26 protein-coding genes are annotated in these 26,528 nt (G+C 72.6%); 20 read left to right on the top strand and 6 right to left on the bottom strand.

Annotated elements, in window-relative coordinates; all coding sequences use genetic code 11:
* Positions 1-74 precede the first annotated feature (74 nt).
* The gene (clpS, locus tag CR938_RS03820) at positions 75-395 is read right to left on the bottom strand and encodes an ATP-dependent Clp protease adapter ClpS (RefSeq protein WP_162123741.1); all 321 of its coding nucleotides are present in this window, start codon (positions 393-395) and stop codon (positions 75-77) included.
* A gap of 75 nt (positions 396-470) precedes the next feature.
* Between clpS and CR938_RS03825 the strand changes: the two genes are divergently transcribed.
* From CR938_RS03825 to CR938_RS03850, 6 genes are all read left to right on the top strand, one after another.
* Positions 471-965 carry a hypothetical protein gene (locus CR938_RS03825; RefSeq protein ID WP_162123742.1) on the top strand — a complete coding sequence of 165 codons (495 nt, stop codon included), beginning with the start codon at positions 471-473 and terminating at the stop codon, positions 963-965.
* Positions 966-967: 2 nt separating this feature from the next.
* Entirely contained in the window at positions 968-1,423 is a 456-nt protein-coding gene (locus CR938_RS03830; protein ID WP_211365168.1) for an NUDIX hydrolase, read from the top strand.
* Positions 1,420-2,547 (top strand): tRNA 2-thiouridine(34) synthase MnmA, encoded by a 1,128-nt coding sequence (gene mnmA, locus CR938_RS03835; protein ID WP_162123743.1) that lies wholly within the window; start codon positions 1,420-1,422, stop codon positions 2,545-2,547. Before CR938_RS03830 ends, mnmA begins: the two co-directional genes overlap by 4 nt.
* Before the next feature lie 9 nt (positions 2,548-2,556).
* Positions 2,557-3,171 (top strand): high frequency lysogenization protein HflD, encoded by a 615-nt coding sequence (gene hflD, locus CR938_RS03840; protein ID WP_162123744.1) that lies wholly within the window; start codon positions 2,557-2,559, stop codon positions 3,169-3,171.
* Between the two features lie 95 nt (positions 3,172-3,266).
* Complete coding sequence (locus tag CR938_RS03845) at positions 3,267-4,454, top strand: methyl-accepting chemotaxis protein (RefSeq protein ID WP_162123745.1); 1,188 nt, start codon at positions 3,267-3,269, stop codon at positions 4,452-4,454.
* 169 nt (positions 4,455-4,623) lie between these two features.
* The gene (locus CR938_RS03850) at positions 4,624-4,857 is read left to right on the top strand and encodes a hypothetical protein (protein ID WP_162123746.1); all 234 of its coding nucleotides are present in this window, start codon (positions 4,624-4,626) and stop codon (positions 4,855-4,857) included.
* A gap of 285 nt (positions 4,858-5,142) precedes the next feature.
* Here CR938_RS03850 and CR938_RS03855 read toward each other — a convergent pair whose 3' ends face one another.
* Positions 5,143-7,941 (bottom strand): EAL domain-containing protein, encoded by a 2,799-nt coding sequence (locus CR938_RS03855; RefSeq protein WP_162123747.1) that lies wholly within the window; start codon positions 7,939-7,941, stop codon positions 5,143-5,145.
* Positions 7,942-8,164: 223 nt separating this feature from the next.
* Here CR938_RS03855 and CR938_RS03860 point away from each other — a divergent pair, with 223 nt between their 5' ends.
* Together CR938_RS03860 and CR938_RS03865 are read left to right on the top strand one after the other, a co-directional pair.
* The gene (locus CR938_RS03860) at positions 8,165-10,162 is read left to right on the top strand and encodes a sensor histidine kinase (protein ID WP_162123748.1); all 1,998 of its coding nucleotides are present in this window, start codon (positions 8,165-8,167) and stop codon (positions 10,160-10,162) included.
* Entirely contained in the window at positions 10,159-11,877 is a 1,719-nt protein-coding gene (locus CR938_RS03865) for an EAL domain-containing protein (protein WP_343038566.1), read from the top strand. Before CR938_RS03860 ends, CR938_RS03865 begins: the two co-directional genes overlap by 4 nt.
* 16 nt (positions 11,878-11,893) lie before the next feature.
* Here the strand turns inward: CR938_RS03865 and CR938_RS03870 are convergent, their stop codons facing one another.
* The 4 genes from CR938_RS03870 to flgA form a co-directional block, all read right to left on the bottom strand.
* Positions 11,894-13,048, bottom strand: a complete 1,155-nt coding sequence (locus tag CR938_RS03870; protein ID WP_162123767.1) for an ATP-binding protein — start codon at positions 13,046-13,048, stop codon at positions 11,894-11,896.
* A gap of 123 nt (positions 13,049-13,171) precedes the next feature.
* A complete protein-coding gene (locus CR938_RS03875; RefSeq protein WP_425502418.1) occupies positions 13,172-13,516 on the bottom strand; it encodes a flagellar protein FlgN in 345 nt (114 codons plus the stop codon).
* A gap of 4 nt (positions 13,517-13,520) precedes the next feature.
* Positions 13,521-13,823, bottom strand: a complete 303-nt coding sequence (flgM, locus tag CR938_RS03880) for a flagellar biosynthesis anti-sigma factor FlgM (RefSeq protein WP_162123750.1) — start codon at positions 13,821-13,823, stop codon at positions 13,521-13,523.
* A gap of 88 nt (positions 13,824-13,911) precedes the next feature.
* Positions 13,912-14,562: a flagellar basal body P-ring formation chaperone FlgA gene (gene flgA / locus CR938_RS03885; protein ID WP_246190959.1), complete on the bottom strand. Its 651-nt coding sequence runs from the start codon at positions 14,560-14,562 to the stop codon at positions 13,912-13,914.
* A gap of 96 nt (positions 14,563-14,658) precedes the next feature.
* Between flgA and CR938_RS03890 the strand changes: the two genes are divergently transcribed.
* The 12 genes from CR938_RS03890 to flgL all read left to right on the top strand — a co-directional run bounded on the left by CR938_RS03890 (position 14,659) and on the right by flgL (position 26,340).
* The gene (locus CR938_RS03890) at positions 14,659-15,615 is read left to right on the top strand and encodes a chemotaxis protein (protein ID WP_162123751.1); all 957 of its coding nucleotides are present in this window, start codon (positions 14,659-14,661) and stop codon (positions 15,613-15,615) included.
* 121 nt (positions 15,616-15,736) lie between these two features.
* Entirely contained in the window at positions 15,737-16,144 is a 408-nt protein-coding gene (gene flgB, locus CR938_RS03895) for a flagellar basal body rod protein FlgB (protein ID WP_162123752.1), read from the top strand.
* 3 nt (positions 16,145-16,147) lie between these two features.
* A complete protein-coding gene (gene flgC / locus CR938_RS03900; protein WP_162123753.1) occupies positions 16,148-16,555 on the top strand; it encodes a flagellar basal body rod protein FlgC in 408 nt (135 codons plus the stop codon).
* An 11-nt stretch (positions 16,556-16,566) separates the two neighbouring features.
* A complete protein-coding gene (locus CR938_RS03905; RefSeq protein ID WP_162123754.1) occupies positions 16,567-17,241 on the top strand; it encodes a flagellar hook capping FlgD N-terminal domain-containing protein in 675 nt (224 codons plus the stop codon).
* Between the two features lie 35 nt (positions 17,242-17,276).
* The gene (gene flgE, locus CR938_RS03910; RefSeq protein WP_162123755.1) at positions 17,277-18,500 is read left to right on the top strand and encodes a flagellar hook protein FlgE; all 1,224 of its coding nucleotides are present in this window, start codon (positions 17,277-17,279) and stop codon (positions 18,498-18,500) included.
* A gap of 49 nt (positions 18,501-18,549) precedes the next feature.
* Positions 18,550-19,299 carry a flagellar basal body rod protein FlgF gene (locus CR938_RS03915; protein WP_162123756.1) on the top strand — a complete coding sequence of 250 codons (750 nt, stop codon included), beginning with the start codon at positions 18,550-18,552 and terminating at the stop codon, positions 19,297-19,299.
* 222 nt (positions 19,300-19,521) lie between these two features.
* Positions 19,522-20,307 carry a flagellar basal-body rod protein FlgG gene (gene flgG / locus CR938_RS03920; RefSeq protein ID WP_162123757.1) on the top strand — a complete coding sequence of 262 codons (786 nt, stop codon included), beginning with the start codon at positions 19,522-19,524 and terminating at the stop codon, positions 20,305-20,307.
* Positions 20,308-20,326: 19 nt separating this feature from the next.
* Positions 20,327-21,001 (top strand): flagellar basal body L-ring protein FlgH, encoded by a 675-nt coding sequence (flgH, locus tag CR938_RS03925; RefSeq protein WP_162123758.1) that lies wholly within the window; start codon positions 20,327-20,329, stop codon positions 20,999-21,001.
* 10 nt (positions 21,002-21,011) lie between these two features.
* Positions 21,012-22,124 (top strand): flagellar basal body P-ring protein FlgI, encoded by a 1,113-nt coding sequence (locus CR938_RS03930; protein ID WP_162123759.1) that lies wholly within the window; start codon positions 21,012-21,014, stop codon positions 22,122-22,124.
* Complete coding sequence (flgJ, locus tag CR938_RS03935; protein ID WP_162123760.1) at positions 22,124-23,251, top strand: flagellar assembly peptidoglycan hydrolase FlgJ; 1,128 nt, start codon at positions 22,124-22,126, stop codon at positions 23,249-23,251. The genes CR938_RS03930 and flgJ overlap by 1 nt, the downstream gene beginning before the upstream one ends.
* A gap of 3 nt (positions 23,252-23,254) precedes the next feature.
* Positions 23,255-25,141, top strand: coding sequence for a flagellar hook-associated protein FlgK (gene flgK, locus CR938_RS03940; protein ID WP_162123761.1), 1,887 nt, complete (start codon positions 23,255-23,257; stop codon positions 25,139-25,141).
* Positions 25,138-26,340, top strand: coding sequence for a flagellar hook-associated protein FlgL (gene flgL / locus CR938_RS03945; protein ID WP_162123762.1), 1,203 nt, complete (start codon positions 25,138-25,140; stop codon positions 26,338-26,340). The genes flgK and flgL overlap by 4 nt, the downstream gene beginning before the upstream one ends.
* Positions 26,341-26,528 lie beyond the last annotated feature (188 nt).

Below are 26,528 nucleotides of genomic sequence, written 5' to 3' on the forward strand. Positions count from 1 at the left end.
GCCGACCGTCAAGATTTCCACAACGCCGGTGGTCCGCAGCGTTCAGCCGGCAGCAGGTGGCGGCCCGCCGCGGGTCAGGCGCGCTCCATGGTGCACAGCAGCGGATGCTGGTTCATCCGCGAGAACTCGTTGACCTGGGCGACCTTGGTCTCGGCGACCTCCCGGGTGTAGACCCCGCACACGCCGCGGCCGCGCGTGTGGACGTGCAGCATGATCTGGGTGGCCTTTTCCAGGTCCATGCCGAAGAACTGCTGCAGCACCGCCACCACGAAATCCATGGGGGTGTAGTCGTCGTTGAGCAGGACGACCTGGTACATCGGCGGCGGGGCCAGTTCCGGCTTGCCGGGTTCGACCAGGGTGCCGTGTTCGTGCTCGTGACGGGGGTTCTGGGCCATGTGCAAATTATACGGATGGACGGCCGGGTGGGAGCTGCCGGACAATGACCGGCTGCCGTTCCACAGGAGCCTTCCATGCGCTTTTCCCGTGCCGCCTCCGCCGCGCTGCTCGGCGGCCTCCTGCTCGCTTCCGCCGCCACCGCCGCCGCGGAGGCCCTGCCCGATCCGAGCGTGGGCCGCAAGCTGAAGGAGGCCGGCTACAAGTACCAGGTGGACGACGACGGCGACTACCGGCTGATCCTGGAGCTGGACGACGGCCGCACCCAGCTGGTGTTCGTGCGCTCGCCGGTGGAGACCTTCGGCAGCCACCGTGTGCGCGAGATCTGGTCGCCGGCGTACATGGCCGGCGGCGACGCCTTCCCCGCGCTGGTCGCCAACCGCCTGCTGGAGGCCTCGGCCGACCTGAAGCTGGGTTCCTGGGTCAAGCAGGGCCGCCACGCCATGCTGGTGGTGAAGATCGACGCCAACGCCCCGGCCGCCGCCCTGGACGAGGCGGTCTCCGCCGCGGCCGTCGTCGCCGACAGCATGGAGATGGAGCTGGCCGACGACCCGGACGCGGACGAGTTCTGACCATGGCCGCAGGCCCGGACTGGCACCCGCACGTGACCGTGGCCAGCGTGGTCGCCCGCGACGGGCGGCTGCTGCTGGTCGAGGAGCGGGTGGACGGGAAGCTGGTGCTGAACCAGCCGGCCGGCCACCTGGAGCCGGGCGAGAGCCTGGCCGGGGCGGCCGTGCGCGAGGCACTGGAGGAGACCGGCTGGCACATCCGGCTGGAGGCCTTCATCGGCGCCTACCAGTGGACCACCCCGGGCGACGAGCATTACCTGCGCTTCGCCTTCGCCGGGGTGCCGGTGGAGCATGAGCCGGAGCGGCCGCTGGACGCCGGCATCGAGCGGGCGGTCTGGCTGGCCCCGGCCGAGCTGCGTGCCCAGGCCGCGCGCCACCGCAGCCCCCTGGTGTGGAAGGTGGCCGCCGACTGGCTGGCCGGGCGGCGCCATCCGCTGGACCTGGTGAAATGGCTGGGATGAGCGCCCCGCGCACCGTCGTCGGCGTCTCCGGTGGCGTGGACTCCTCGGTCGCCGCCCTGCTCCTGGTCCGGACCGGGGAGCCGGTGGCCGGCCTGTTCATGCAGAACTGGGACGACGACGGCAGCGGCGAGTGCCGCGCCGAGGAGGACCGCCGCGATGCGGTGGCCGTGTGCGGGCGGCTGGGCATCCCTTTCCACTTCCGCAACTTCTCCAGGGAATACTGGGCCGGGGTGTTCGAGCATTTCCTGGCCGAGTACGCCGCCGGGCGCACCCCGAACCCGGACGTGCTGTGCAACCGCGAGGTCAAGTTCAAGCACTTCCTGGCCGCCGCCCGCGAGCTGGGCGCCGAGCGGATCGCCACCGGCCACTACGCCCGGGTCGCCTTCGAGGGCGGCCGCTGGCGCCTGCTGCGCGGCGCCGACCGCGACAAGGACCAGAGCTACTTCCTGCACCAGCTGGGCCAGGAGCAGCTGGCCGCCACGGTGTTCCCGATCGGCCACCTGCCCAAGGCCGAGGTGCGCAGGATCGCCCGCGAGGCCGGTCTGCCGACCCACGCCAAGAAGGATTCCACCGGCATCTGCTTCATCGGCGAGCGCGACTTCCGCCAGTTCCTGGGCCGCTACCTGCCGGCGCAGCCGGGCGAGATCCGCGACCCGCAGGGCGTGCGCATCGGCACCCATCCGGGCGTCTTCTATTTCACCCTGGGACAGCGCGAAGGCCTGAACATCGGCGGCGTGCGCGGCCGTCCCGCGGCGCCCTGGTACGTGGTCGGCAAGGACGTGGCCGCCAACATCCTGTACGTGGACCAGGACCGCGACAGCCCCTGGCTGATGTCGCGCGAGGTCCGCACCGAGGCCATGCACTGGATCGAGGGCGCGCCGCCCGCGGCGGAGTTCGCCTGCACCGCGCAGATCCGCTACCGGCAGGAGGAGCAGGCCTGCCGGGTGCGTGTCCAGGACGACGGCACGCTGCGGGTGCGCTTCGACCGGCCGCAGCGGGCGGCCACGCCCGGCCAGTCGCTGGTGCTGTACGACGGTCCGGCCTGCCTGGGCGGCGCGGTGATCGCCGCCACCGACGCGCCCGTGCCGGGGCGGAGCGGGCCGGCGGAGCGGACGGTCCGCTAGAATGCGCGCATGACCCATACCGTCGACGACCGCGTGCTGGCGCTGGCCGGCATGGCCCAGGCGCTGCACCAGGTGCGCCGCATCGCCGAGACCGGCCACAGCGAGACCGCCTCCGCCCGTCCGGTGCTGGACAGCGTGTTCCGCATCGACGCCGATTCCACCGCCGATGTCTACGGCGGTGCCGCCGGCGTGGCCCCGGGCCTGCGCCTGCTGGGCGACTACCTGGCCAATCGCGGCAACGACCCGCTGCTGCCGCGCCTGGCCCTGGCCACCATGCAGCTGGAGCGCCGTTTCGCCCAGGCCCGCCAGACCCAGGACGCAGTGGCCGCCGGCCTGGCCCGGATCGCCCCGCGCGCGGCCGAGCTGGGCAGCACCCATCCGGACGTGCTGGCGGCGCTGGGCGGCCTGTACGCGGAGACGATCAGCCAGCTGCGCCCGCGGATCATGGTCCAGGGCAACCCGCACTACCTCGGCCAGGCCGGGGTGGTCTCGGAGATCCGTGCCCTGCTGCTGGCGGCGGTGCGTTCGGCCCGGCTCTGGCGCCAGGTCGGCGGCAGCCAGTGGCAGTTCCTGTTCGGCCGCCGGCAGCTGGCCGAGGCGATCGGGCGCCAGCTGCGGCGCTGAAACTGCGCGGTGCGTCGCGTCCCGCGCGGGCGCGGCGAGCTAAAGCAACGCGGGGTGGTGCCGATACTGCCAGCGTGGTTTCCCAGAGATCGCCCATGGACCCCCGCTTGCTGATTCGCATGGCCGCACCGCTGGTGCTGACCGTTCTCGCCCCCATCGCCGTCGGCTTCGACTGGCCGGCACCGATGCGCTGGGCGGTCCTGACCACCCTGGTCCTTAGCTGGTTCGCCTTCGCGGCCTGGCTCCTGTTCCGCGGCGTGCCGGCCCGGGAGCAGTCGCCGGAGCAGCTGCGCATCGTGCGCGAGCAGCAGATGCTGCTGGGCGAGCTGCGCTCGTTCGTGGACAAGGAGATCGAGGGCTCGCGCCACGAGATCGACCGCGCCCGCGAACTGATCCGCCAGGCCGTCGCCGGCCTGGGTGGCAGCTTCGACGCGATGAACCGCAAGTCGCGCCAGCAGAGCCAGGCCATGGCCAGGATCATCGCCGACCAGGATGGCAACGGCATCGACGTGGCCCGCTTCGCCCAGCACGCCAGCTCGCGCATGGAGCAGCTGGTGGAGGCGCTGGAGCAGGTCGCCGGCCAGAGCACGACCACCGTGCAGCACATCGACCAGATGGCCCAGCACCTGGACGGCATCTTCGCCCTGCTGGAGGACGTGAAGTCCATCGCCGACCAGACCAACCTGCTGGCGCTGAACGCGGCCATCGAGGCCGCCCGCGCCGGCGAGGCCGGCCGCGGCTTCGCCGTGGTGGCCGACGAGGTGCGCAACCTGTCGGAGCGCTCGACCACCTTCAACGAGCAGATCCGCAAGCTGGCGCACAGCTCCAAGGACGCCATCGCCAAGGTGCGCGAGACGGTCTCGCAGATGGCCTCGCGCGACCTGGACCGCTCCCGCGAGGCGCGCGCCGAGGCGGCCGCCATGCTGCAGCACGTGGCCGCCATCAACAGCTCGCTGACCGAGGGCATGCGCGAGATCTCCGAGTGCGGCAAGGCCATCGACAACAGCGTGGCCGAGGCGGTGCGCGCCCTGCAGTTCGAGGACATCGCCACCCAGGCGCTCGGCGGGGCCCACGTCCACCTGGACCGCCTGGACGCGATCAACCGCGAGGCGATCACGCTGCAGGAGATGCTCCAGCGCAGCAACGGTGCCGACGAGGAGATGCTGCGTGCCCTGCACCATCTGGGCCAGCGCCTGCGCGAGCTGCGTGCCGAGTGGGAGCAGCCGCCGCACAAGCCGGTGACCCAGCAGAGCATGAGTGCCGGCACGGTGGAGCTGTTCTGAGCCCAGTGCGCGCCATGGCCCGCGCCACCTCCAGATCCTGAACCCTTGCGGGGCCCCGGCACGTGCCGGGGCCCCGCCTGTTGTCCGCAACCGGCACCCGGCCGTGGAACCCTTCCCCCGCCCACCCATCGCGGAAGCGCCCTGCCCCGACGCCCCGGCGCGCCGGGGCATGCCCCCGGTCCTGCGCCGGCTCGAGGCCCTGGCGGTGCAGGAACTGGCCGACGCCGCGGCGCAGGTGCCCGCCCCGGCCGCCCTGGATCTGGTCCTGGCCTGCATCGGCTGGGACCTGGGCGTGGGCGGCGGCGACGCTGCCCCGGCTTCCGCTCCCAACCCGGCCGCCGCCCCCGGTGGGCCGTCTCCGGCCGGTACCGGCCCGGCTTCCCTCCCGCCGCGCGCGCGCTGACTCCCCGCGCTCCCTGCCCTGCGGACCGCAGCCGGCCCGTGCGGCCAGGCCCCGCCCGCGCCGGGGCGCCTTCGTCCGCCACGCGCCTGCGACGCCGGGCTCCAGCCGCTCCGGCTCGCATCATCCGGATGAGGTGCGGCCCCGTCCCGCGGAACGCGCGCCGCCCGGCCGTGCACGCCGGCGGAGCCCGCACGGCATGGTGCCGGGGCATGTGGTCCGTCCCTCGGAAAGGAAGGCCGCCGTGGCGGCCGGGGGCTGAGGCGGCTTCCCTGCCCGGCCGCGGGCTCAGCCCGGCTGGCGCGACAGCCGGCCGGCCGTGGCGGCGCCAGCGCGCGCATGGCGCTCCTGGGCCATGCGCAGCCACTGCGCCATCTCGCGCGGCGGCAGCGGCCGGGTGTGGACGTAGCCCTGCACCTCGTCGCAGCCCCAGGCCGCCAGCTGGGCCTGCTCCTCGTGGGTCTCCACGCCTTCGGCCACCACCCGCATGCCCAGGGCGTGGCCCAGGTGGATGATGGCCTGGGTGACCTCGCTGGCGTTGGTGTCGCGCAGCATGTCGGCGACGAAGCCGCGGTCGATCTTCAGGCGCTTGACCGGGAAGCGGTTGAGGTAGTGCAGGTTGGAGAAGCCGGTGCCGAAGTCGTCCACCGCCAGCTGGATGCCGTGGCGCTCGAACACCTGGAAGCACTGGCGAAGGTTCTCGCTGTCCAGGATCAGCGCCGACTCGGTCAGCTCCAGCTCCAGGCGGCTGGGGGGCCAGCCGGCGCGCTGGCACAGGGCCACCACCCGGTCGGCGAAGCCGCGGTCGCGCAGCTGCACGCCGGAGACGTTGACCGCGATGCGGCCGAACTCCAGGCCGGCCGCGTGCCAGGCCACGGCCTGGCGGCAGGCCTCGCTGATTACCCACTCGCCCAGGCGCATGATCTCGCCGCTGTCCTCGGCGATGGGGATGAACTCGGCCGGATGGCACGGCCCGGCCGGCCAGTGCCAGCGGATCAGCGCCTCGATGCCCGGCGGCTGCCAGCCGTCCAGGCTCACCTGTGGCTGGTAGACCAGGCTGAACTCGTCACGGTCCAGGGCGCCGCGCAGGCCGCACTCGATCTCCAGCCGGCGCTGGGTCTGGCGGCGGATCTGCTCGTTGTGCAGCTGCCAGGTGTTGCGGCTGGTGGCACGGGCCACGCGCAGCGCAGCGTGGGCCGCGCGTATGAGCGGGTCGAAGGCGTCGCCGTCGCGGCCCAGCAGGGCGATGCCCACGCTGGCGCCCACCTTCAGGCTTTCGCCGCCGAACATCAGCGGCTCGGACAGCGCGGCGATCAGGCGCTGCGCCGAGGCCTCGGCCTCGGCCGCGTCCACATGCGGGCCGCGCAGCACCACCAGGAACTCATCGCCGCCCAGACGGCCGAACAGGTCGCCGCCGCGCAGGGTGTGGTGCATGCGCCCGGCGGCGGCCTTGAGCATGGCGTCGCCGGCGGAGTGGCCGAAGGAATCGTTGATGGTCTTGAAGCCGTCCAGGTCCACCAGCAGCAGGGCCAGCCCGGGGCACGGGCTGCCGCGCTCGGCGACAATGGCCTCGCTGGCCTGCTCGCGCAGCAGGAAGCGGTTGGGCAGGCCGGTCAGCAGGTCGTAGTGCGAGAGCAGCTCGATGCGCTCGCTGGACTCGCGCTCGCGGGTGATGTCGCGGTACAGGGCGACGATGCGCGGCGGCAGGCCCGGGCGGGCATCGCGCTCCAGCAGCACCTCCACCCAGGCGCGCTGGCCGTTCTGCTGGTAGAAGCACAGCTCCAGCTGCTCGCGCGGCCCGCCGTCGGCCAGGCGCACCAGTGCGGCCTCGAAGGCCTCGCGCGACTCGGGCGTGTACAGGGCCAGGGCGTCATCCAGCAGCAGCGGGCCCGGCGGCAGGCCGTGGATGCGGAAGCACTCGTCCGTCCACTGCACCCGGCGCGTGCCCGGCTCGATCTCGCAGCCGCCGATCCGGCCCAGCGCGGACACCCGGTCCAGCAGCTCGGTGCGCCAGCGCAGCAGCGCGTCGGCACGGCGCTGCGCGGTCACGTCCTGGACCTGGCCGACCACACGGACGATGCGGCCGTCCTCGTCCAGCTGCGGGCGCGCCCACACCTGCAGGTGCAGCGGCATGCCCTGCACGTCCTGCAGCTCCATGTCGAAGCTGACCGAATGGCCCTCGCGCCGCATCTTCTGCCAGGCGCGGCGCAGTGCGGCCGCGGCCGGCCGCGGCAGCCGCCGCAGCCAGGCGCGGCCGGAGTCGCGCCAGCGCGGGGCCTGGGCGGTCAGGCGGTACAGGTCGCGCGGCCACCAGCCGGTGTCGCTGCGCGGGTCCCAGGACCAGGGCACCATGCCGGCCACGCGCTGCACTTCCTCCAGCAGCGCCTGCTGCTTGCGCAACCGTTCCTCCAGCTGCTTCTGCTCGTCGATGGCGGTGTGGGTGCCGATCATGCGCAGCGGGCGGCCGTCGGCCGACCAGGCCACCACCCGGCCGCTGTCGCGCACCCAGCGCCAGCTGCCGTCGCAGCGGCGCAGCCGGTATTCGCAGTTGTAGGTGTCGGTCAGGCCTTCCAGGTGCGCCTGCACCGCGTCGCGCACACGGTCCAGGTCGTCCGGGTGGACCAGGGACAGGGCCACCTCCAGGCCGCCCTCGGCCACGTCACCGGTGGTGTAGCCGAGCATGGCCAGCCAGCCCTCCGAGCGGAAGAAGCGGTTGGCGCCAATGTCCCAGTCCCACAGGCCGTGGCGGGCGCTGTCCATGGCCACCTGCCAGCGGCTGGCGCCATGCGGGTCGGGGATGCTCAGCGTGTAGGCCAGCACGCCGCCGGCCGGGTCGCGCACCGCGCGCAGCCAGCCGTCCAGGCGGCCGTCGGGGCCGGGGATGCTGCACGCCACCGTCGGCACCGTGCCGTCGGCCAGCGCCTGGCGCAGGTCCTGCAGCAGCGCGGCGTACTGCCCGGCCACCCTGGCCAGGCCCATGGCCTGCGCCGAGGGATTGGCCAGCAGTACCCGGCCGTCGCGGTCCAGGACCAGCAGCGCGCTGGTGATCGGATGTTGCAACAGGCTGGTTACGGCACCTGCATCCACGCCCCGGGACTCCGTGATCATGCGCCCCGGCCTGGGGCTACGCTGGCTTTTAACGGCCGTCCCCGGCCAGGATTGAGGCCCGGCGCACGGGCCGCCGCCGCGCTATGCTTTCCGGCGGCCGTCCACGCCAGGGGAATCGATGCACGAGCCCAGCCAAGGCGCTCCCGGCTCCGCGCCCGCGGACAACGGGGCAGGCGCCCGCCCACCCTCCTCCACACGTGCTATGGCGTGGCGCATCCCGCTGCTCTACCTGCTGTTCGGCACCGCCTGGGTGCTGGCCAGCGACCGCGTGGTCGCCCTGCTGGGAGCCGGCGACGCCCAGACGATGGCCCGCTTCCAGGCCTGGAAGGGCGGCCTGTTCATGGGTGTCACCGCGCTGCTGCTGTACCTGCTGCTGCGGGTGGTGGTCGCGCGCCAGCTGGAGTCCGAGCGGCGCACCCGCGAGTCGGAGGCCCGTTACCGGCTGCTGTTCGACGACAACCCCAACCCGATGTGGACCTACGAGGTCGACACGCTGCGCATCGTGGACGCCAATCAGGCCGCCAGCGGGTTCCTGGGCTGGTCGCGCGGCGAGCTGCGCGGCATGGACATGGCGGTGCTGTGGCCGCCGGAACACCACGGGCTGTTCCTCGAGGCGGTGCGGTCCGCGCGCGACAACCCCGGCCAGCCGCAGACCACGACGGTGCGCCTGCGCCTCAACGACGGGCGGGTGCGCGACGTGGAGCTGCGCAGCACCGAGGTCGCCGGCGGCGCGCAGCGCGTGCGCCTGGTGGTGCTGACCGACCGCACCGCGGAGATGGATTCGCAGCGCGCCCGCGAGGAGGCTCTGGCGCGTCTGCAGGAGGCCCAGCGCCTGGCCCGGCTGGGCTCCTGGGAGGTGGATACGGTCACCCTGCAGGGCCGCTTCTGCCCGATCATGCTCGGGCTGGTGGGACAGGCGCCCGATGCCCGCCCGCGCGGCCTCGGCGAGGTGCTGGTGGCCGCCGACGCCGACAGCCAGGCACGCCTGGAGCGGCTGCTGGCGGACACCGCCGCCGGGCGCGACCGCGAGCTGGATGTGCTGCTGCCCTTCACCGGCCCCGGCGGCCAGGAGCGGCTGCTGCGCGTGCGCGCGCGGCGCGTCGAGGAGGACGGCCGGGTGCTGCTGCGCGGCACCGCCCAGGACGTGACCGAGGAGCAGCACACCCGCCAGCTGCTGGACGAGCGCGAGCAGCAGTTCCGCGAGCTGGTGCGGATCCTGCCGGACGGGGTGATGATCCTGTCCGGCGGGCACGTGTTCTACGCCAACCCCGCCTGCGGCGGCCTGTTCGGGCGGCAGCCGGAGGCGCTGCTGGGCGAGCCGCTGTCGGCGCTGGTCGCTCCGGAGGATCTGGAACCGCTGCGTGCCTGGCTGGAGGGCGAGGCCGAACCGCCGGGCGGGGCGGCACACATGCGCCGCGCCGACGGCACCCTGTTCCCGGCCAGCCTGTCCAGGGCCGCGGCACGCTACGGCGGCAAGGCCTGCACCCTGCTGCTGGTGCGCGACCTGAGCGAGCCGGAACGCATGCGCGACGCCTTGGCGGCCGGCAACCGCGAGCTGCAGGCCATGGCCCGGCGCCTGTTCACCGCCCAGGAGGACGAGCGCCGCGCCATCTCGCGCGAGCTGCACGACGACGTCGGCCAGGCCATCACCGCCATGAAGCTGTCGGCGCACGCGGCCATGGCCGAGGACGACGACGGTCGCCGCCGGGAAAGCCTGGAGGACATCAGCGCCACCGCCGCCGCCACCCTGGACAAGCTGCGCAACCTGTCCATGCTGCTGCGCCCGCCGCAGCTGGACGCGCTGGGCCTGGAGGCGGCGCTGCGCTGGCACGCCGGTGTGCTGTTCCGCAACCTGCCGGTGCTGCTGGAGGCCGACATCCAGCCGCTGCCGCGGCGGCCCGAGCGCGAGGTCGAGCAGGCCTGCTTCCGCATCGCCCAGGAAGCGTTGACCAACGCGGTGCGCCACGCCGGGGCCAGCCGCATCGCCCTGTCCCTGCGCGACGACGACGGTCGTGGGCTGCTGCTGCAGGTGGAGGACGACGGCTGCGGCTTCCAGGCCGGTCCGGCGCGCGGGCTGGGCCTGGTGATCATGCGCGAGCGCGCGCAAAGCGCCGGCGGCCAGGTGTCGATCGAGTCGCGGCCGGGCCACGGCACCCGCGTGTGCCTGCGCCTGCCCTACCCCCTGCAGGCGGCGGCATGAACCTCGGCGGCATGGATCCCGGCACCCCCGCCTCGCCCGGGCGCCTCGGCGCCGGCAACCCGGCCCTGCGCGAGATGGTCGCGGCCGCGTGCGACGGCGGCCCGCCGCTGGTGCTGGTGCACTTGGACATCGACCACTTCGCCTCGGTCAACGAGAACATGAGCGTGGCCGTCGGCGACCAGGCCCTGGAGCTGGTGGCGCAGCGCCTGGACGCGCGCCTGCAGGGCCGCGGCCGGGTCTGGCGGCACGGCAGCGACGAGTTCGTGGCCGCGATCCAGCAGCCCCCCGGCACCAGCGCCGAGGCCCTGGCCGAGGAGCTGCTGCGCGAGATCGAACTGCCGCTCAGCGTCCTGCCCTACACCCTGTTCCTGACCGCCAAGGCCGGCATCAGCCTGTGCCCGCAGCACTCGCGCGATCCCAGCCGTCTGCTGGACATGGCCGAGATCGCCGTGCAGCAGGCCGGCCACGGTGATGACCGCATCCAGTTCTATGGCGGCCACGGCCTGGAGGCGGTGCACAACGAGAGCATCATCGCCCGCCAGATCATCGACGCCATCCCCAACGGCGAGCTGCGCCTGCGCTTCCAGCCGGAGGTCAGCGCCCGCGACGGCCGGGTGGTCGGCATGGAGGCGCTGCTGCGCTGGCAGTCGCCCACCCTCGGCCTGCTGGTGCCCGAACGCTTCATGCCCACCGCCGAGCGGCTGGGCGTGATCGTGCAGATCGGGGCCTGGGTGCTGGAGAACGCCATCGCCCAGCTGCGCGCCTGGCGCGACGCCGGCTTCGACGACATCTTCCTGGCGGTCAACATCTCCACCGTGCAGCTGCTGCGCCCGCGCTTCGCCGACGAGGTGCTGGGGATGCTGCGCCAGGCGCAGATCCCGCCCGAATGCCTGGTGCTGGAGATCAGCGAGAGCGCCCTGGCGGCCAACATCACCCCGGTCTACGAGGGCCTGTCGGCGCTGCGCCGCGAGGGCGTGGGACTGGTCCTGGACAACTTCGGCACCGGCGACTCCAGCTTCAGTGCCCTGGTCCGCTACCCGGTGGACATGCTCAAGATCGACCGCGGCTTCATCCGCAGCGCGCCGGCCGGCGAGCGCGAGACGGCGATCGTGCGCGCGATCATCGCCATGGGCCGCCAGCTCAACATGAAGGTGATCGCCAACGGCGTGGAGAGCGAGGCCCAGCTGGGCTACCTGCGGCGCAGCGACTGCGACGTGTTCCAGGGCTACCTGTTCGGCGAGCCGATGGCCGCCGACGCCGCCACCCTGGTGCTGCGCCGGCGCTACCTGCGCCCGGAGCTGTTCGCCGCCACCAAGCAGGACCAGACCCTGCTGCTGGTGGACGACGAGGAGAACGTGCTGCGCTCGCTGGTGCGCCTGTTCCGCCGCGACGGCTACCGGATCCTGGCCGCGGGCAACGTGCGCGACGCCTTCGACCTGCTGGCCACCAACGACGTGCAAGTGATCCTGTCCGACCAGCGCATGAGCGACATGAGCGGCACCGAGTTCCTGGGCCGGGTGAAGATGCTCTACCCGGACACGGTGCGCATGGTCCTGTCCGGCTACACCGACCTGGCCACGGTCACCGACGCGATCAACCGCGGCGCGATCTACCGCTTCCTGACCAAGCCCTGGAACGACGACGAGCTGCGCGAGCACATCCGCCAGGCCTTCCGCACCCACCAAGAGCAGCGCCAGGCCCGGCGTGGCGACTGAGCCGGGCGCCCGGCGCTCAGGTCACGGCCTCGGCCGGCGGCTGGCGCACCGGCAGGACGATGCGGAAGGTCGAGCCCTCGCCCACCTTGCTCTCCACGTCGATGCGGCCGTGGTGCTTGGCCACGATGCCGTAGGAGATGGACAGGCCCAGGCCGGTGCCCTTGCCCACCGGCTTGGTGGTGAAGAACGGGTCGAAGATCCGCTGCACCACGTCAGGCGGGATGCCCGGGCCGCTGTCGGAGATCTCGATCCAGACGTGGTCGTCCTCGTGACCGGTGCGCACACGGATCACGCCGCGCTCGCCGATGGCCTGGCCGGCGTTGATCAGGATGTTGAGGAACACCTGGTTGAGCTGGGACGGCAGGCACTCCACCAGCGGCAGCTCGCCGTACTCCTTCTCCAGTGTGGTGTTGTATTTGAGCTCGTTCCAGATGATGTTGAGCGTGGACTCCAGGCCGGCGTGGATGTCGGCCAGCTTCCACGACTCGTCGCGCTCGGAACGCGAGAAGTCCTTCAGGTCGCGCACGATCCGGGTGACCCGCTCGATGCCCTCGCGCGACTCGGTCATCAGCTGCGGCAGGTCGCGGATGATGAAGTCGATGTCCAGGCGCGCGCGGGTCTGGTCGATCTCCGGGATCATGGTCCGCGGGTCCGGGGAGCGCAGCGCCCGCTCGTAGGCGTCGATCAGGGCGAACAGGCTGTGCAGGTACTCCTGCAGGCTGCCGAGGTTGGAATGGACGTAGCCGATCGGGTTGTTGATCTCGTGGGCCACGCCGGCGGCCAGCTGGCCGATCGAGGCCAGCTTCTCGGCCTGCAGCAGCTTCTCCTGCGCCGCGGTCAGGCGCACGTTCAGCTCGGCGTGGCGGCGCAGCAGCTCCTGCTCGTAGGCGCGGATCTGCCGCAGGTCCTGCATCAGCACCAGGAAGCAGCCGCCCTGCTCGGCGCTGTGGTAGACGTGGACCAGCAGCATGCGCTGGTCGGCGAAGGACAGGTGGCCGCTCCAGTGGCCCTGCTCGCGGGCCACGGCCAGTGCGTCGCGCGGCACCAGGCCGTCCAGCGACAGGCCCGAATCCAGGTCGCGCGGGTAGCAGTCGCGGCACAGGGTGCGCGCGGCATCGTTGGCGTATAGGAGCCGGCCGTCGGCCTGGTAGACCAGCACACCCTCGCGCATCAGGCGGCCGAAGTCGCGGAGGAGCTGCGGGGAAGGCGCGATGCCTTCGGCGGTTTGGATCGTCACTGCGCCGGACCGTCGGTAATGCCAGCCACCGATTCTAGCGCGCCGGGACGCCCCTCCTCAGGCGACCGCGAGGTTGCGGGTGGCCCGCACCTGCTGGGCCTGGCCGTGGGCGTCGTACTCGGGCGCGCTCTCGGCGCGGCCCAGGTGGCGCAGGGCCCAGTTGACCTCGCGGCGGCGGCGCGCCAGCAGCGCGCCGTTGCTGCGGTTGGCCTCGGCCAGCTCGGCCAGGCGCTCGGCGCGGCCACCGGGCACCGCGGCCTCCAGCTCGCGCAGTGCGGCCAGCTTCTCCTGGGTGGAGCGGATCAGCAGCTCCACGTCGTGGTTGAGCAGGGCGCGGCGCTCCTCGGCCAGTGCGGCGGCCAGGCGGTCCAGCGCGGCGTCACTGACGTCCAGGGTGCTCATGTGCTCAGCCCAGCAGGCGGTCCAGTTCCAGCATGCGGTCGGCGATCACCGCCGGGTCGATGCGGTAGGTGCCCGACGCGAGCGCTTCCTTGACCGCGGCCACGCGGGCGGCGTCCACGGCCGGGGCCGTGGCCAGCTCCCGCTGCAGTGCCTGCAGGCCGGCGGCCTCGCCGGTCAGGCGCAGGCTGTCGCCGGCCTGGGTGGCCTCGATGGATTCGGAACGTCCGGTTCCGGCAGAAGCGACACGGCCGCCCACCGGGCCGGTACGCACCGGGGTCAGCAGGGTGCCTTCGATCTTCTGGGTCATGGCGACGGGTCCTTTACGGGTACGCGGTGGGTATCGGCGGGTCGCTGGGGAACTTTAGGGCCGGATCACGGAATCGTGCCAAGGGGCGTCAGCGGCCGACCAGGACCTCGCCGCCCGGCCCCACTCGGCCCTGCACCACCTTGCGCGTGGACAGGTTCTCCACGGCCACGCGCTCGTCGGCCCCGGCGTCGCCCAGGGCGCGCCCGGCCACCCGGACCTCGACCCCACCGGCGCGCGAGACCAGGGCCACGGTGTCGCCGCGGCGCACCAGCCGCGGCGCGGCCAGGTCGCCCGGCGCCAGCACCGTCCCGGCCGGCAGGGTGCGCCGGGCGATGCGGCCGGCGGCCTGGGCCGGATCGGACAGCGCGGCCCCGGCGATACGGGCGGCGTCGCGCTGCTCGGTGGCCAGGGCCTCGGCCGGCACCGTCTCGCCGGCGGCCACGCCGCGGGCCAGCACCACCACGGTCTGGCTGCGCCGCTGCCGCACCGGCACGTACAGCCGCCAGCCGTCCGGGCAGGCCACCTCGACCGTGCCGGCGGTGGCCTGGCGGGCCTGCAGCGGCTGCGGACAGGCCGGCATGCGCAGGGCCGGGTCCACGCTGGCCTCGCCCTGCCCGCCCGGCACCGCCGACAGCGCGGCGGCGGTGATCGAGTCCACCGGCTGGAAGCCGGCGGCGGCCAACGCCCCCGTCATCGGCAGGGCGAGCAGGAACATGAGCGTGCGGCGTGGCTGGAGCATCGGCGCGGATCTCGCACGTGGATTGCAGGGCTCCCATGCAAGCTGCGTGCCATTCTGGCGGCTCAAGCGGCGGTGCGCCGCGCCGATACCGGCGGCATGGCGCACAACCTGCTCAACCGAATCGACCAGCGTACCCGGCTGGCCGGCCACAACCGGCTGGCGCTGCTGCTCTTCCGCCTGGGCGGCCGTCAGCTTTTTGGCGTCAACGTGTTCAAGGTGCAGGAGGTGCTGCGGCGTCCGCCCCTGTTCCAGCTGCCCGGCCTGCCGCCGCAGTTCGCCGGCGCGGCCGACGTGCGCGGGCGCTCGGTGCCGGTGCTCGACCTGGGCCTGGCCATCGGCCACCCGGAGCGGCTGGCCGACGACGATGCCGCCACCCAGTACCTGGTGGTGACCGAGTTCAACCGTTCGGTGCAGGGCTTCCTGGTCAGCGACGTGGAGCGCATCGTCAACATCGCGGTGGAGGACATCCACCCGCCGCCGGACCTGGGCGCGGAAAGCACCTACCTGACCGCGGTGACCCGCTTCCAGGGCGAGCTGATCCAGGTGATCGACGTGGAGAGCGTGCTGGCCGACATCACCCAGGCCCGCATGGACGCCACCCTGGAGCCGGAGATGGCCCTGCCGCCCAGCGCGCCGCAGATGCAGGTGCTGGTGGTGGACGACTCGCGCGTGGCCCGCCAGCAGATCCGCAGCGTGCTCGACCAGCTGGGCGTGGGCGTGACCCTGCTGTCGGACGGCAAGCAGGCGCTGGACCACCTGTTGCAGGTGCACGCCAGCGGCGAGGATCCCGTGGCCCGCTATGCGATGGTCATCTCCGACATCGAGATGCCGGCCATGGACGGCTACACCCTGACGACGGAAATCCGGCGCCACCCGGCCCTGGCCGGCCTGTACGTGCTGCTGCACACCTCCCTGTCGGGTGTGTTCAACAACGCCATGGTGGAGAAGGTCGGGGCCAACGCCTTCGTCGCCAAGTACAGCCCGCACGAGCTGGCCGAGCACATCCTGGCGCGCCTGAACGAGGTGGCTAGGGCCTCCGCCGCGCCGGCCTGAGCCGGCACCGGGGCGGCCGCCGCCCGGCCCGCCTCCCTTCCCGGGGGGGCGCCGCGCCCCCGGGCGCACCTTCTGGCACGCCGCTTGCCTGTGATCGGGCGACGGTCTGCCAGGAGGCGCCATGTTCAATCCGATCACGTCCTACTTCGGGGTCCACGCCGACGCCCTGCCCCTGCGCGAGCAGCGGATGAAGCTGATCGCCAGCAACCTGGCCAACGCCGACACCCCGGGCTACCAGGCCCAGGACCTGGACTTCAACGCCGCGCTCGAGGCCGCGCGCCGGGCCCGCGAGGGCCAGCCCGGCGGCCCGCTCCTGCGCACCCACGAACGCCACCTGGGCGACGCGATCGACCCGCGCGGCTCGTTCCTGGTCGCCCGCCCCTCCAGCCAGCCGAGCCTGGACGGCAACACCGTGGATCCGGACGCCGAGCGCGCCGCCTACGGCCGCGCCGCGCTGGAGTACCGCGCCTCGCTGAGCTTCCTCGAGTCCAAGGTGCGCACCCTGCTCACCGCCATCACCGGACAGTAAGCCATGAGCAGCCTGCCGATCTTCGACGTCGCCGGTTCCGCACTGCAGGCGCAGTCCGTGCGCCTGAACACCATCGCCTCCAACCTGGCCAACGCCGACGCGGTGGCCGGCTCGCCCGAGGCGGTCTACAAGCCGCTGGAGCCGCTGTTCCAGGCCCGGACCAATCCTGACGATCCCAGCCTCACCGGCGTGCGGGTGCGCGAGATCGTGCAGAGCGACGCGCCGCCGGTGCGCCGCTACGAACCCGGCCACCCGCTGGCCGACGCCGAAGGCTACGTGTACGCCCCCGCGGTGGACCCGGTGGCGCAGATGGTCAACCTGATCTCCGCCTCGCGCAGCTACCAGGCCGGCGTGGAGGTCATCAACACGGCCAAGGAGCTCGCCCTGGCCACCCTGTCCATGGGCCGCTGAGGAGGCCGCGCATGAGCACCATCGCCGGTGACATCTATTCCAGCCTGGGCCTGGGCGGCGGCGGCGCCGCCGCCACCCGCGACCGGAAGGGCGACGCGCTGGGCCAGGCCGACTTCCTGCTGCTGATGACCGAGCAGCTCAAGCACCAGGACCCGCTCAACCCGATGGAGAACAGCGCCTTCCTCGGCCAGCTGGCGCAGTTCTCCACCGTGCAGGGTATCCAGGAGCTCAACAGCCAGGTGCAGAACTTCTCCAGCGCGCTGGCCAGCGACCAGATCCTGCGCGGCGCGGCGCTGGTGGGCCACACCGTGCTGGTGCCGTCGGGCAAGGTCGCGCTGCCGGAGGACGGCGGCGCCACCGGCGCGGTCGCCGCCCCGGGCGCCGGCACCGTGCTGTTCGAGGTCACCGACGCCAACGGCCAGAAGGTGCGCGAGTTCAGCGTGGAGGCCGCGCGCGCCGGCGAGGTCGCCTTCGCCTGGGACGGCACCGACGCGGCCGGCGGCCGCCTGCCCGCCGGCGCCTACGGCATCAAGGCCACCTGGCTGGACAACTCCGGCAAGGCCGAGGTGCTGGACACCTACGTGCACGGCCGGGTCGAAAGCGTGACCGTCGGTTCCGACGGCCTGTACCTCAACCTGCCCGGGCTGGGCACCGCCCCGCTCGACTACGTGCTCCGCGTCGGCTGAGCACCCCAAGACATCCGTTTCCGCAGGAGTTCGCCATGGGCTTCAACACCTCGCTGTCCGGCATCAACGCGGCCAACGCCGACCTGAACGTCACGGCCAACAACATCGCCAACGTCAACACCACCGGCTTCAAGGAGTCGCGGGCCGAATTCGCCGACATCTTCTCGTACACGTCCTGGGGCCTGTCGCGCAACGCGATCGGCGCCGGCGTGCGCCTGACCAACGTGGCCCAGCAGTTCTCACAGGGCAACATCGAGCCGACCGGCCGCTCGCTGGACATGGCCATCGACGGCGAGGGCTTCTTCACCGTCAAGAAGGACGGCATGACCCTGTACACCCGCGCCGGCAACTTCCAGACCGACAACCAGGGCTTCGTCATCACCCCGGACGGCGCGCGCCTGCAGGTGTTCGCTCCGCGCAACAACGGCGAGGGCTTCGACGCCGGACGCCTGGTCGACCTGCAGCTGCTGACCACCGACAGCCCGCCGCGCCAGACCACGAAGGTCGACCTGATGTTCACCCTGCCGGGCAACGCCGCGCAGCCGCCGGTGGCGCCGTTCGACCCCACCGACGCCAACACCTACAACGAGTCCACCGGCGGCGTGACGGTGTACGACTCGCTGGGCGTGAGCCACATCCAGACCTCGTACTTCGTCAAGAGCGCCAATCCGAACGAGTGGCAGGTCTACAACTTCGTCGACGGCGTGCAGGTCGGCACCCCCACCACCCTGCAGTTCTCCGACAGCGGCGCGCTGCTGAGCCCGGCCGACGGCCGCATCACCCTGGACCCGTTCACCCCGTCCACCGGTGCCGGCGTGCTCAACATGACCCTGGACCTGTCCGGCTCGACCCAGTACGGCGAGCGCTTCGGCCTGCGCAGCGTGCTGCAGGACGGCTACGCCAGCGGCAAGCTCAACGAGATCAGCATCTCCAGCGACGGCGTGGTGTTCGCGCGCTACTCCAACGGTGCCGACGTGGCGCTGGGCCAGGTGGCGCTGACCACCTTCGTCAACCCGCAGGGCCTGCAGCCGCAGGGCAACAACATGTGGGGCGAGACCTACGCCTCCGGCACCCCGCGCACCGGTGCCCCGGCCTCGGCCGACTTCGGGCAGATCCAGTCCGGCGCGCTGGAAAGCTCCACCGTGGACCTGACCGAGCAGCTGGTGAACATGATCGTCGCGCAGCGCAACTTCCAGGCCAACGCGCAGATGATCTCGACCCAGGACCAGGTCACCCAGACGGTCATCAACATCCGCTGACGCAGTCCCGGGCGGCCGCGGCGCCGCCCCCTGAACCGAGGCACCGACGATGGACAAGGCCCTCTACATCGCCATGACCGGCGCCAGCGCCACGCTGCAGGCGCAGGGCACCCTGTCGCACAACCTGGCCAACGCCGACACGGTGGGCTTCAAGGAGGTCCTGGCCAACACCGAGTCCTACCCGGTGCGCGGCCGCGGCTACGCCTCGCGCGTGGCGGCCATGCACGTGGACCAGGGCTTCGACGACAGCGTCGGCGCGCAGCGGGTCACCGGCAATCCGCTGGACGTGTCGCTGCATCCGGACCGCTGGCTGGCGGTGCAGGCGCCGGACGGCCGCGAGGCCTACACCCGCGCCGGCAACCTGTCGCTGACCCCCAACGGCCAGCTGGTCACCGCCGGCGGCAGGCCGGTGCTGGACCAGCGGGGCAATCCCATCGCCCTGCCTCCGCACCAGGCGCTGGAGATCGGCAACGACGGCACCATCTCGATCGTGCCGCTCGGCCAGGGCGCCGACACCCTCGCCGAGGTCGGCCGCCTGCGCGTGGTCGAGGCCCCGCGCGAGCGCCTGCAGCGCGGCCTGGACGGGCTGATGCGCAACGGCGACCCGGCGCAACCGCTGCCCCAGGCCGCCGGCACCGTGCTGACCACCGGCGTGCTGGAGGACAGCAACGTGGACGCCGCCGGCGCGCTGGTGCAGATGATCCAGCTGCAGCGCCAGTTCGAGATGCAGGTCAAGGTGATCCAGCGCGGCGACGACAACGCCCAGGCCGCCAACACCCTGCTGCGCCTGGGCGGCTGAGCCGCCGGCGTCAAGCAACCGTCGCCCGCGCCCGCCCCTGGCGGGCGTGCCCGCATCCGGGGGCCGCCAGGCGCCGCCGTGGCCGTGCCCGGGCCGTCCGCGCCCGCCGCGGCGCCGGAATGCCGCCGCCGCGCGGCAGGCGCGACCCGGTCTTGACGGCACGCGACTGGCACGGCTCGTGCATGAGGACCGGCGTACATCCGTCTACCGAGGCAGAGCACCATGAATCAGGCATTGTGGGTCGCCAAGACAGGTCTGGATGCGCAGCAGACGCGCATGTCGGTGGTCGCCAACAACCTGGCCAACACCAACACCACCGGCTTCAAGCGCGACCGCGCCAACTTCGAGGACCTGCTGTACCAGCAGATCCGCCAGCCCGGCGGTGCCACGTCCGCGCAGACGCAGCTGCCCTCCGGCCTGCAGCTGGGTACCGGCGTGCGGGTGGTGTCCACCTCCAAGGACTTCCAGCAGGGCAACCCGCAGCAGACCGGGCGCGCCCTGGACGTGATGATCAACGGCCGCGGCTTCTTCGAGGTGCTGTTGCCGGACGGCACGCCGGCCTACACCCGCGACGGCAGCTTCCAGATCAACGCCCAGGGCGAGCTGGTCACCAGCAGCGGCTACCCGGTACAGCCGGGCATCCAGATTCCCGAAGGCGCGCAGTCGGTGACCATCGGCAACGACGGCACCGTCACCGTGCAGATGGCCGGCGAGGCACAGGCCCTGGAGGTGGGCGCGCTGACCCTGGTGGACTTCGTCAATCCGGCCGGCCTGCAGGCGCGCGGCCAGAACCTGTACGTGGAGACCACCGCCTCCGGCCCGGCGCAGAACGGCACCCCCGGCCTCAACGGCCTGGGCCTGCTCGAGCAGGGGGCGCTGGAAGGTTCCAACGTCAACGTGGTCGAGGAGCTGGTGAGCATGATCGAGACCCAGCGTGCCTACGAGATGAACGCCAAGGCCATCTCCACCACCGACTCGATGCTCGGCTACCTGAACAACAACGTCTGACGCAGCGCGGAGATCCAGCATGAAGCGCCTGGTCCAGGTTCCCGTACTCGCCCTGCTGCTGGGCGGCTGCGCCGTCGCCGGCGACGTGCGCCCCTACCCGCCGCTGGCGCCGGTGGTCCCGGTGGTGCCGGCACCGGCCGCGCCGGCGCCGGGCGCGATCTACGCCGGCGGCCCCGGCCTGTCGCTGTACGGCGACCGCATCGCCCGCGACGTCGGCGACCTGCTGACCATCACCCTGGTCGAGTCCACCACCGCGCAGACCAGCGCCACCACCCAGGTGTCCAAAAGCGGCGAGGTGAACGCGGGCGTGCCGTCGCTGTTCGGCGGTCCGGTGACCTGGAAGGGACGGCAGGTCCTTTCCGGCTCGGCCAGCGCCGAGCGCGACTTCGACGGCCAGGGCAAGAGCCAGCAGAGCAACCGCCTGCAGGGCAGCATCACCGTCACCGTGATCCAGCGCCTGCCCAACGGCAACCTCGTCGTGCAGGGCCAGAAGAACCTGCGCCTGAACCAGGGCGACGAGCTGGTGCAGGTGCAGGGCATCGTCCGCCCGGCCGACATCTCCCGCGACAACACCGTGCCTTCGAGCAAGGTCGCCGACGCGCGCATCGTCTACGGCGGCCGCGGCGCGCTGGCCCAGTCCAACGCCATGGGCTGGCTGGCGCGTTTCTTCAACTCCGGCCTGATGCCGTACTGAGGATCCGGACATGCGAGTTTCCCCCCTGCTCCTCCGCCTGGCCGCCGTGGCGCTGCTGCTGGCCGCCCTGCCCGCTCGCGCCGGGCGGATCAAGGACCTGGCCAGCGTCGGCGGCGTGCGCGGCAACGCCCTGGTCGGCTACGGCCTGGTGGTCGGCCTGGACAACAGCGGCGACCGCACCTCGCAGGCGCCGTTCACCGTGCAGAGCCTGAAGAACATGCTGGCCGAGCTGGGCGTGCAGGTGCCGCCCAACGTCAACCCGCAGCTGAAGAACGTGGCGGCGGTGGCCATCCATGCCGAGCTTCCCCCGTTCGCCAAGCCCGGCCAGACCATCGACGTGACCGTGTCCTCGATCGGCAACGCGGTCTCGCTGCGTGGCGGCTCGCTGCTGATGGCCCCGCTCAGGGGCGCCGACGGCCAGGTCTACGCCATCGCCCAGGGCAACCTGGTGGTGGGCGGCTTCGGCGCGCAGGGCCAGGACGGCTCGCGCGTGTCGGTGAACGTGCCCAGCGTGGGCCGCATCCCCAACGGTGCCACGGTCGAGCGCGCCCTGCCGGACGTGTTCGGCGCCAGCGGCGAGATCACCCTCAACCTGCACCGCAACGACTTCACCACCGTCGCGCGCATGGTCCAGGCGCTGGAGCAGGCCTTCGGCCCGGGCGTGGCGCGCGCCGTGGACGGAGTGACGGTGGCGGTGAAGGCCCCGGCCGACCCGGGTGCGCGGATCAATTTCCTGGCCCAGGTGGAGAACCTGGAGCTGTCCCCGGGCACGGCGCCGGCCAAGGTCATCGTCAACTCGCGCACCGGCACGGTGGTCATCGGCGCGCAGGTCCGGGTGATGCCGGCGGCGGTGTCGCACGGCGCCCTGACCGTGACCATCGGCGAGAACCGCCAGGTCAGCCAGCCCGGCGCCTTCGCCGGTGGCGCCACCGTGGTCACGCCCGCCTCCAGCATCGAGACCGCACAGGAGGGCAGCCGCATGTTCAAGTTCGAGGGGGGCACCACCCTGGACGAGATCGTGCGCGCGGTGAACGCGGTTGGCGCCGCCCCCGGCGACCTGATCGCCATCCTCGAGGCGCTGCGCCAGGCCGGCGCACTGCGCGCGGAGCTGGAAGTGATCTGATGCGCATCCAGGCCTCGCCCATCGAGCTGGCCGCCTCGCCGCGCCCCGACGCGGCGAGGATCGAGCATGCCGCGCGCCAGCTCGAGGCCCAGTTCGCGCAGCTGCTGATCAAGAGCATGCGCGACGCGAGCTTCGGCGATTCCCTGTTCCCCGGCGAGAACCAGACCTACCGCGACCTGTACGACCAGCAGCTGGCCACGGCGCTGACCCGTGGCAAGGGCCTGGGCCTGGCGCCGCTCATCGCCCGCCAGCTGTCGCGCCAGGCGGGCGTGGACGGCGGCGCGGAGGCGCCGGCGCTGGACACCCGGATCACCCCGGGCCGTGCCGCGGCCGCGCGCGCCTACGCCGAGCAGGCCCGGGCGCTGGGGGCTGTGCCCGCGGTGGAGCAGGCCCTGGACCTGATCGCCGGCCGCGATGGTGCGGCGGCGGAGGCCGGCTCGCCGCTGGACGCCCTGGTCGCGCGGCTGCTGGCCGACCGTGACGCCGCCGTGGATGCCACCGGCCCGGGTCCGGCCCTGGCCGCGGCCGCCGAGCAGGCCGCCGCGGAGTTCGCCCCGCGCAGCCCCGAGCGCTTCGTGGCCAGCATCTGGCACCACGCCCAGGCCGCGGCGCGCGAGCTGGGCGTGGACGCCCGCGCCCTGGGGGCGCAGGCCGCGCGGGAGACCGGCTGGGGCCGCAAGCAGATCGGCCGCGGCGACGGCCGCAGCAGCCACAACCTGTTCGGCATCAAGGCCACCGGCTGGAACGGGGACCGCGTCACCGCCGGCACCCACGAGTACGTCAACGGCCAGCGCCGCCGCGAGACCGCGCAGTTCCGCGCCTATGCCTCGCCTGCGGAGAGCTTCGCCGACTACGTCCGCCTGCTGAAGCAGAACCCGCGCTACCGCCAGGCCCTGCAGTCGGGCGGCGACGTCGGCCGCTTCGCCAGCGCCCTGCAGAAGGCCGGCTATGCGACCGATCCTTCCTATGCGGCCAAGATCACCGCCATCGCCAACGGCCCGACCATCGGCCGGGCGGTGCGGGCGATCGCCGGCATCGCCGCGCGCATGGAGGCCGACGCCTCCGGCGCCGGACGGATGCTGGCCAGTGCAGCCGGCGCCGGCGACGGCGCCGCCATCCGGAGATAAGCCATGTCCGTCCTGTCCACCGGCACCGGCGCCCTGATCGCGTTCCAGCGCGCCCTGGCCACGGTCAGCCACAACGTGGCCAACGTCAACACCGAGGGCTACAGCCGCCAGCAGGCGGTGTTCGCCACCCGCACGCCGACCCACTACGGCTACGGCTACGTGGGCAACGGCGTGACCATCGCCGACGTGCGGCGCATGGCCGACGAGCTGGCCACCACGCGCCTGCTCGACGCCGGCGGCGAACTGGCGCGGCTGGAGCAGCTGTCGGGCCTGACCGCGCGCCTGGACAGTCTGTTCTCCGACCAGGCCACCAACCTGACCGGCATGTGGTCGAACTTCTTCGACGCGGTCTCGGCCCTGTCCGCCAACGCCGCCGGCACCGCCGAACGCGAGGATCTGCTGGCACGCGGCAACGCGCTGGTGGCACGCTTCCGGCAGCTGGATGGCCAGCTGCAGGCGCTGGACCACGAGGTCAACAACGGCCTGGTCGCCGGCGCCCAGGAGATCAACCGCCTGGCCGCGGAGATCGCCAACCTCAATGCCGCGGTCGGATCGGACGCCAGCCGTGCCGCGCCCGACCTGCTCGACCGGCGCGACCGGCTGGTGGCCGAGCTGGTCGGCTACACCGGCGGCACCGCCGTCGTCCAGGACGGCGGCATGATCAATGTGTACGCCGCCGGAGGCGTGGCACTGGTGGTGGGCACCCAGGCCTCCACCGTCACCACCACCGCCGATCCCTACCAGCCCGAGCGGCTGCAGCTGGCCCTGCTCGGCCAGGGCGGCACCCTCATCCGCCTGGACCAGAAGACCCTGGGCGGCCGCATGGGCGGCTTTGTCGAGTTCCGCAACACTGTCCTGGACCCGGCCATGGCCGAGCTGGGGCGCCTGGCGGTGGCCCTGGCGACCGCGTTCAACGAGGGCCACGCCGCCGGCATGGACCTGTACGGCGACCTGGGCGGGGACTTCTTCTCGCTGGCCGCGCCGCGGGTGCTGCCGCGCGCCGACAACGCCAGCGGCGCCACACTCAGCGCGCAGGTGGCGGACGTGTCCCAGCTCACCGGGCAGAACCTGGTCATCCACTTCGACGGCACCGCTTGGCAGGCCCATCGCGCCGACACCGGCGTGGCCGTGCCGTTGAGCGGCACCGGCACCGCCGCCGATCCGCTGCGCGTGGACGGCATGGCCCTGGTCGTGTCCACCACGCCGCCGCCGGCGGCCGGCGACCGCTTCCTGCTGCAGCCCACCGCGGGTGCGGCCGGCGGCCTGGGCCTGGCGATCAACGACCCGTCGCGGATCGCCGCGGCGCTGCCGGTCACGGCCGCCGCCGACCTGGACAACATCGGCGGCGGCAGGCCGGCGGACCTGCGCGTGGTCGATGCCTCGCATCCGGCCCTGCTGGCGCCCGCGGTGATCGAATTCCTCGACTCCGGCCAGTACACCATCGACGGCGCGGGCCCCTATCCCTTCACGCCCGGGCAGACGATCAGCGCCAACGGCTGGAGCCTGGTGCTGGACGGCATCCCCGCCGCCGGCGACCGCTTCGAGGTGCGGCCCGCCCAGCCGCGCTCGGGCGACAATGGCAACGCCGCCCGCCTGGCCAACCTGGACGACGCGCGTATCCTGTCGGGCGGCACCATCACCCTCAACGGCGCGCTCGGCGGCCTGACCACCTCGGTCGGCTCGGCCGCGCGCCAGGCGCAGTACGCGGCCGACGCTCAGCAGGCCATCTACGATGACGCACTGGTGGCGCGCGAGTCGGTGGCCGGCGTCAACCTCGACGAGGAGGCGTCCAACATGCTCCGGCTGCAGCAGGCCTACCAGGCCGCGGCGCAGATCATCGCCACGGCCGACACCATGTTCCAGTCCATCCTGAGCGCCGTCCGCCGATGACCACCCGCATTTCCACCAGTTCGATGTTCGACCTGGCCCTGGCCAGCATGCTGGCGCGGCAGAAGCAGCTGGCCGCGCTGCAGCAGCAGGTGGCCACGGGGCAGAAGATCGTCACCGCCAAGGACGACCCGGTGGCCGCCGGCGCGGCCGTGGGCCTGGACCGCGCCCTGGCCGAGCTCGAGCGCCTGGGCCAGAACGCCAACACCGTAGGCAACCGGCTCGGCCTGCAGGAGAACGCGCTCGCCCTGGCCGGCGACGACCTGATCCGCATCAACGAGCTGGCCGTGCAGGCCGCCTCCGACACGCTCTCGGACGAGGACCGCCGCTCCATCGCCGCCGAGATGCGCACGCTGCTGGACAACCTGCTGAGCCTGGCCAACAGCACCGATGGCACCGGGCGCTACCTGTTCGGCGGCACCGCCGACGACGTGGCACCGTTCTCCCGCGTCGCCGGCGGCGTGGCCTACAACGGCGACCAGATGCAGCGCAGCGTCGAGGTGGCGCCGGGTCTGTTCGTGAAGGACACGCTGCCCGGAAGCGAGGTGTTCATGCGCATCCGCACTGGCGACGGCCGGGTGGACGCGGGCATGGCCGCCTCCAACACCGGCACCGCGGTTCTGGAGGACTTCGGCCGCACTTCCGCAGGCGGCTGGAACGGCGAGCGCTTCACCTTGCGCTTCACCGCGGGCAACGGCTACGAGGTGCTCGAGCAGGGCGGCGCCGTGGTCGCCAGCGGCACCTGGCAGCCGAAGCAGGACATCGAGTTCGGAGGTCTGCGGGTGGCGGTCAGCGGCCAGCCCGACGACGGCGACGAGCTGGAGATCGGCCCCGCCGGCACGCGCGACGTGTTCGCGACCGTGCAGGCGCTGATCGACGCGCTGGAAGCCGACGTGGTGACGCCGGCCGACCAGGCGGCGCGCCGCAACGCGATCCAGGCCGGGATGCGCGACGTGGCACGTGCCGCCGAGCGCTTCATCGATGCGCGCGCCTCCGGCGGCGCACAGCTTGCGCTGGTGGACGACGCACGCGAACTGCGCGAGGCCAATTCGGTCACAATCAAGACCACGCTGTCGGGCATGCGCGACCTGGACTACGCCGACGCCATCACCCGCTTCCAGCTCGAGAGCACGGCGCTGCAGGCCGCCCAGCTCGTGTACACGCGCATGCAGGGCCTTTCGCTGTTCGACCTGCTGCGCTGAGCAGGCCGCAGGGCCGGTCCGGGTCGGAACGACGGCGCGGGAAACCGCGCCGTTTTTTTTTGCCTCTTTTCAATTTCGAGTGGGTAAGCTGGACCTGAGCAGGTACGGGATCGGGTATGACTGACAAGCTGTTTGAGGCTGCCTTGGGGGTCTCTCCGCCGTGGCAGGTGACGGGCGCGGACTTCGAT

This window comes from Pseudoxanthomonas taiwanensis (assembly GCF_010093135.1).
GTDB classification, from domain to species: domain Bacteria; phylum Pseudomonadota; class Gammaproteobacteria; order Xanthomonadales; family Xanthomonadaceae; genus Pseudoxanthomonas; species Pseudoxanthomonas taiwanensis.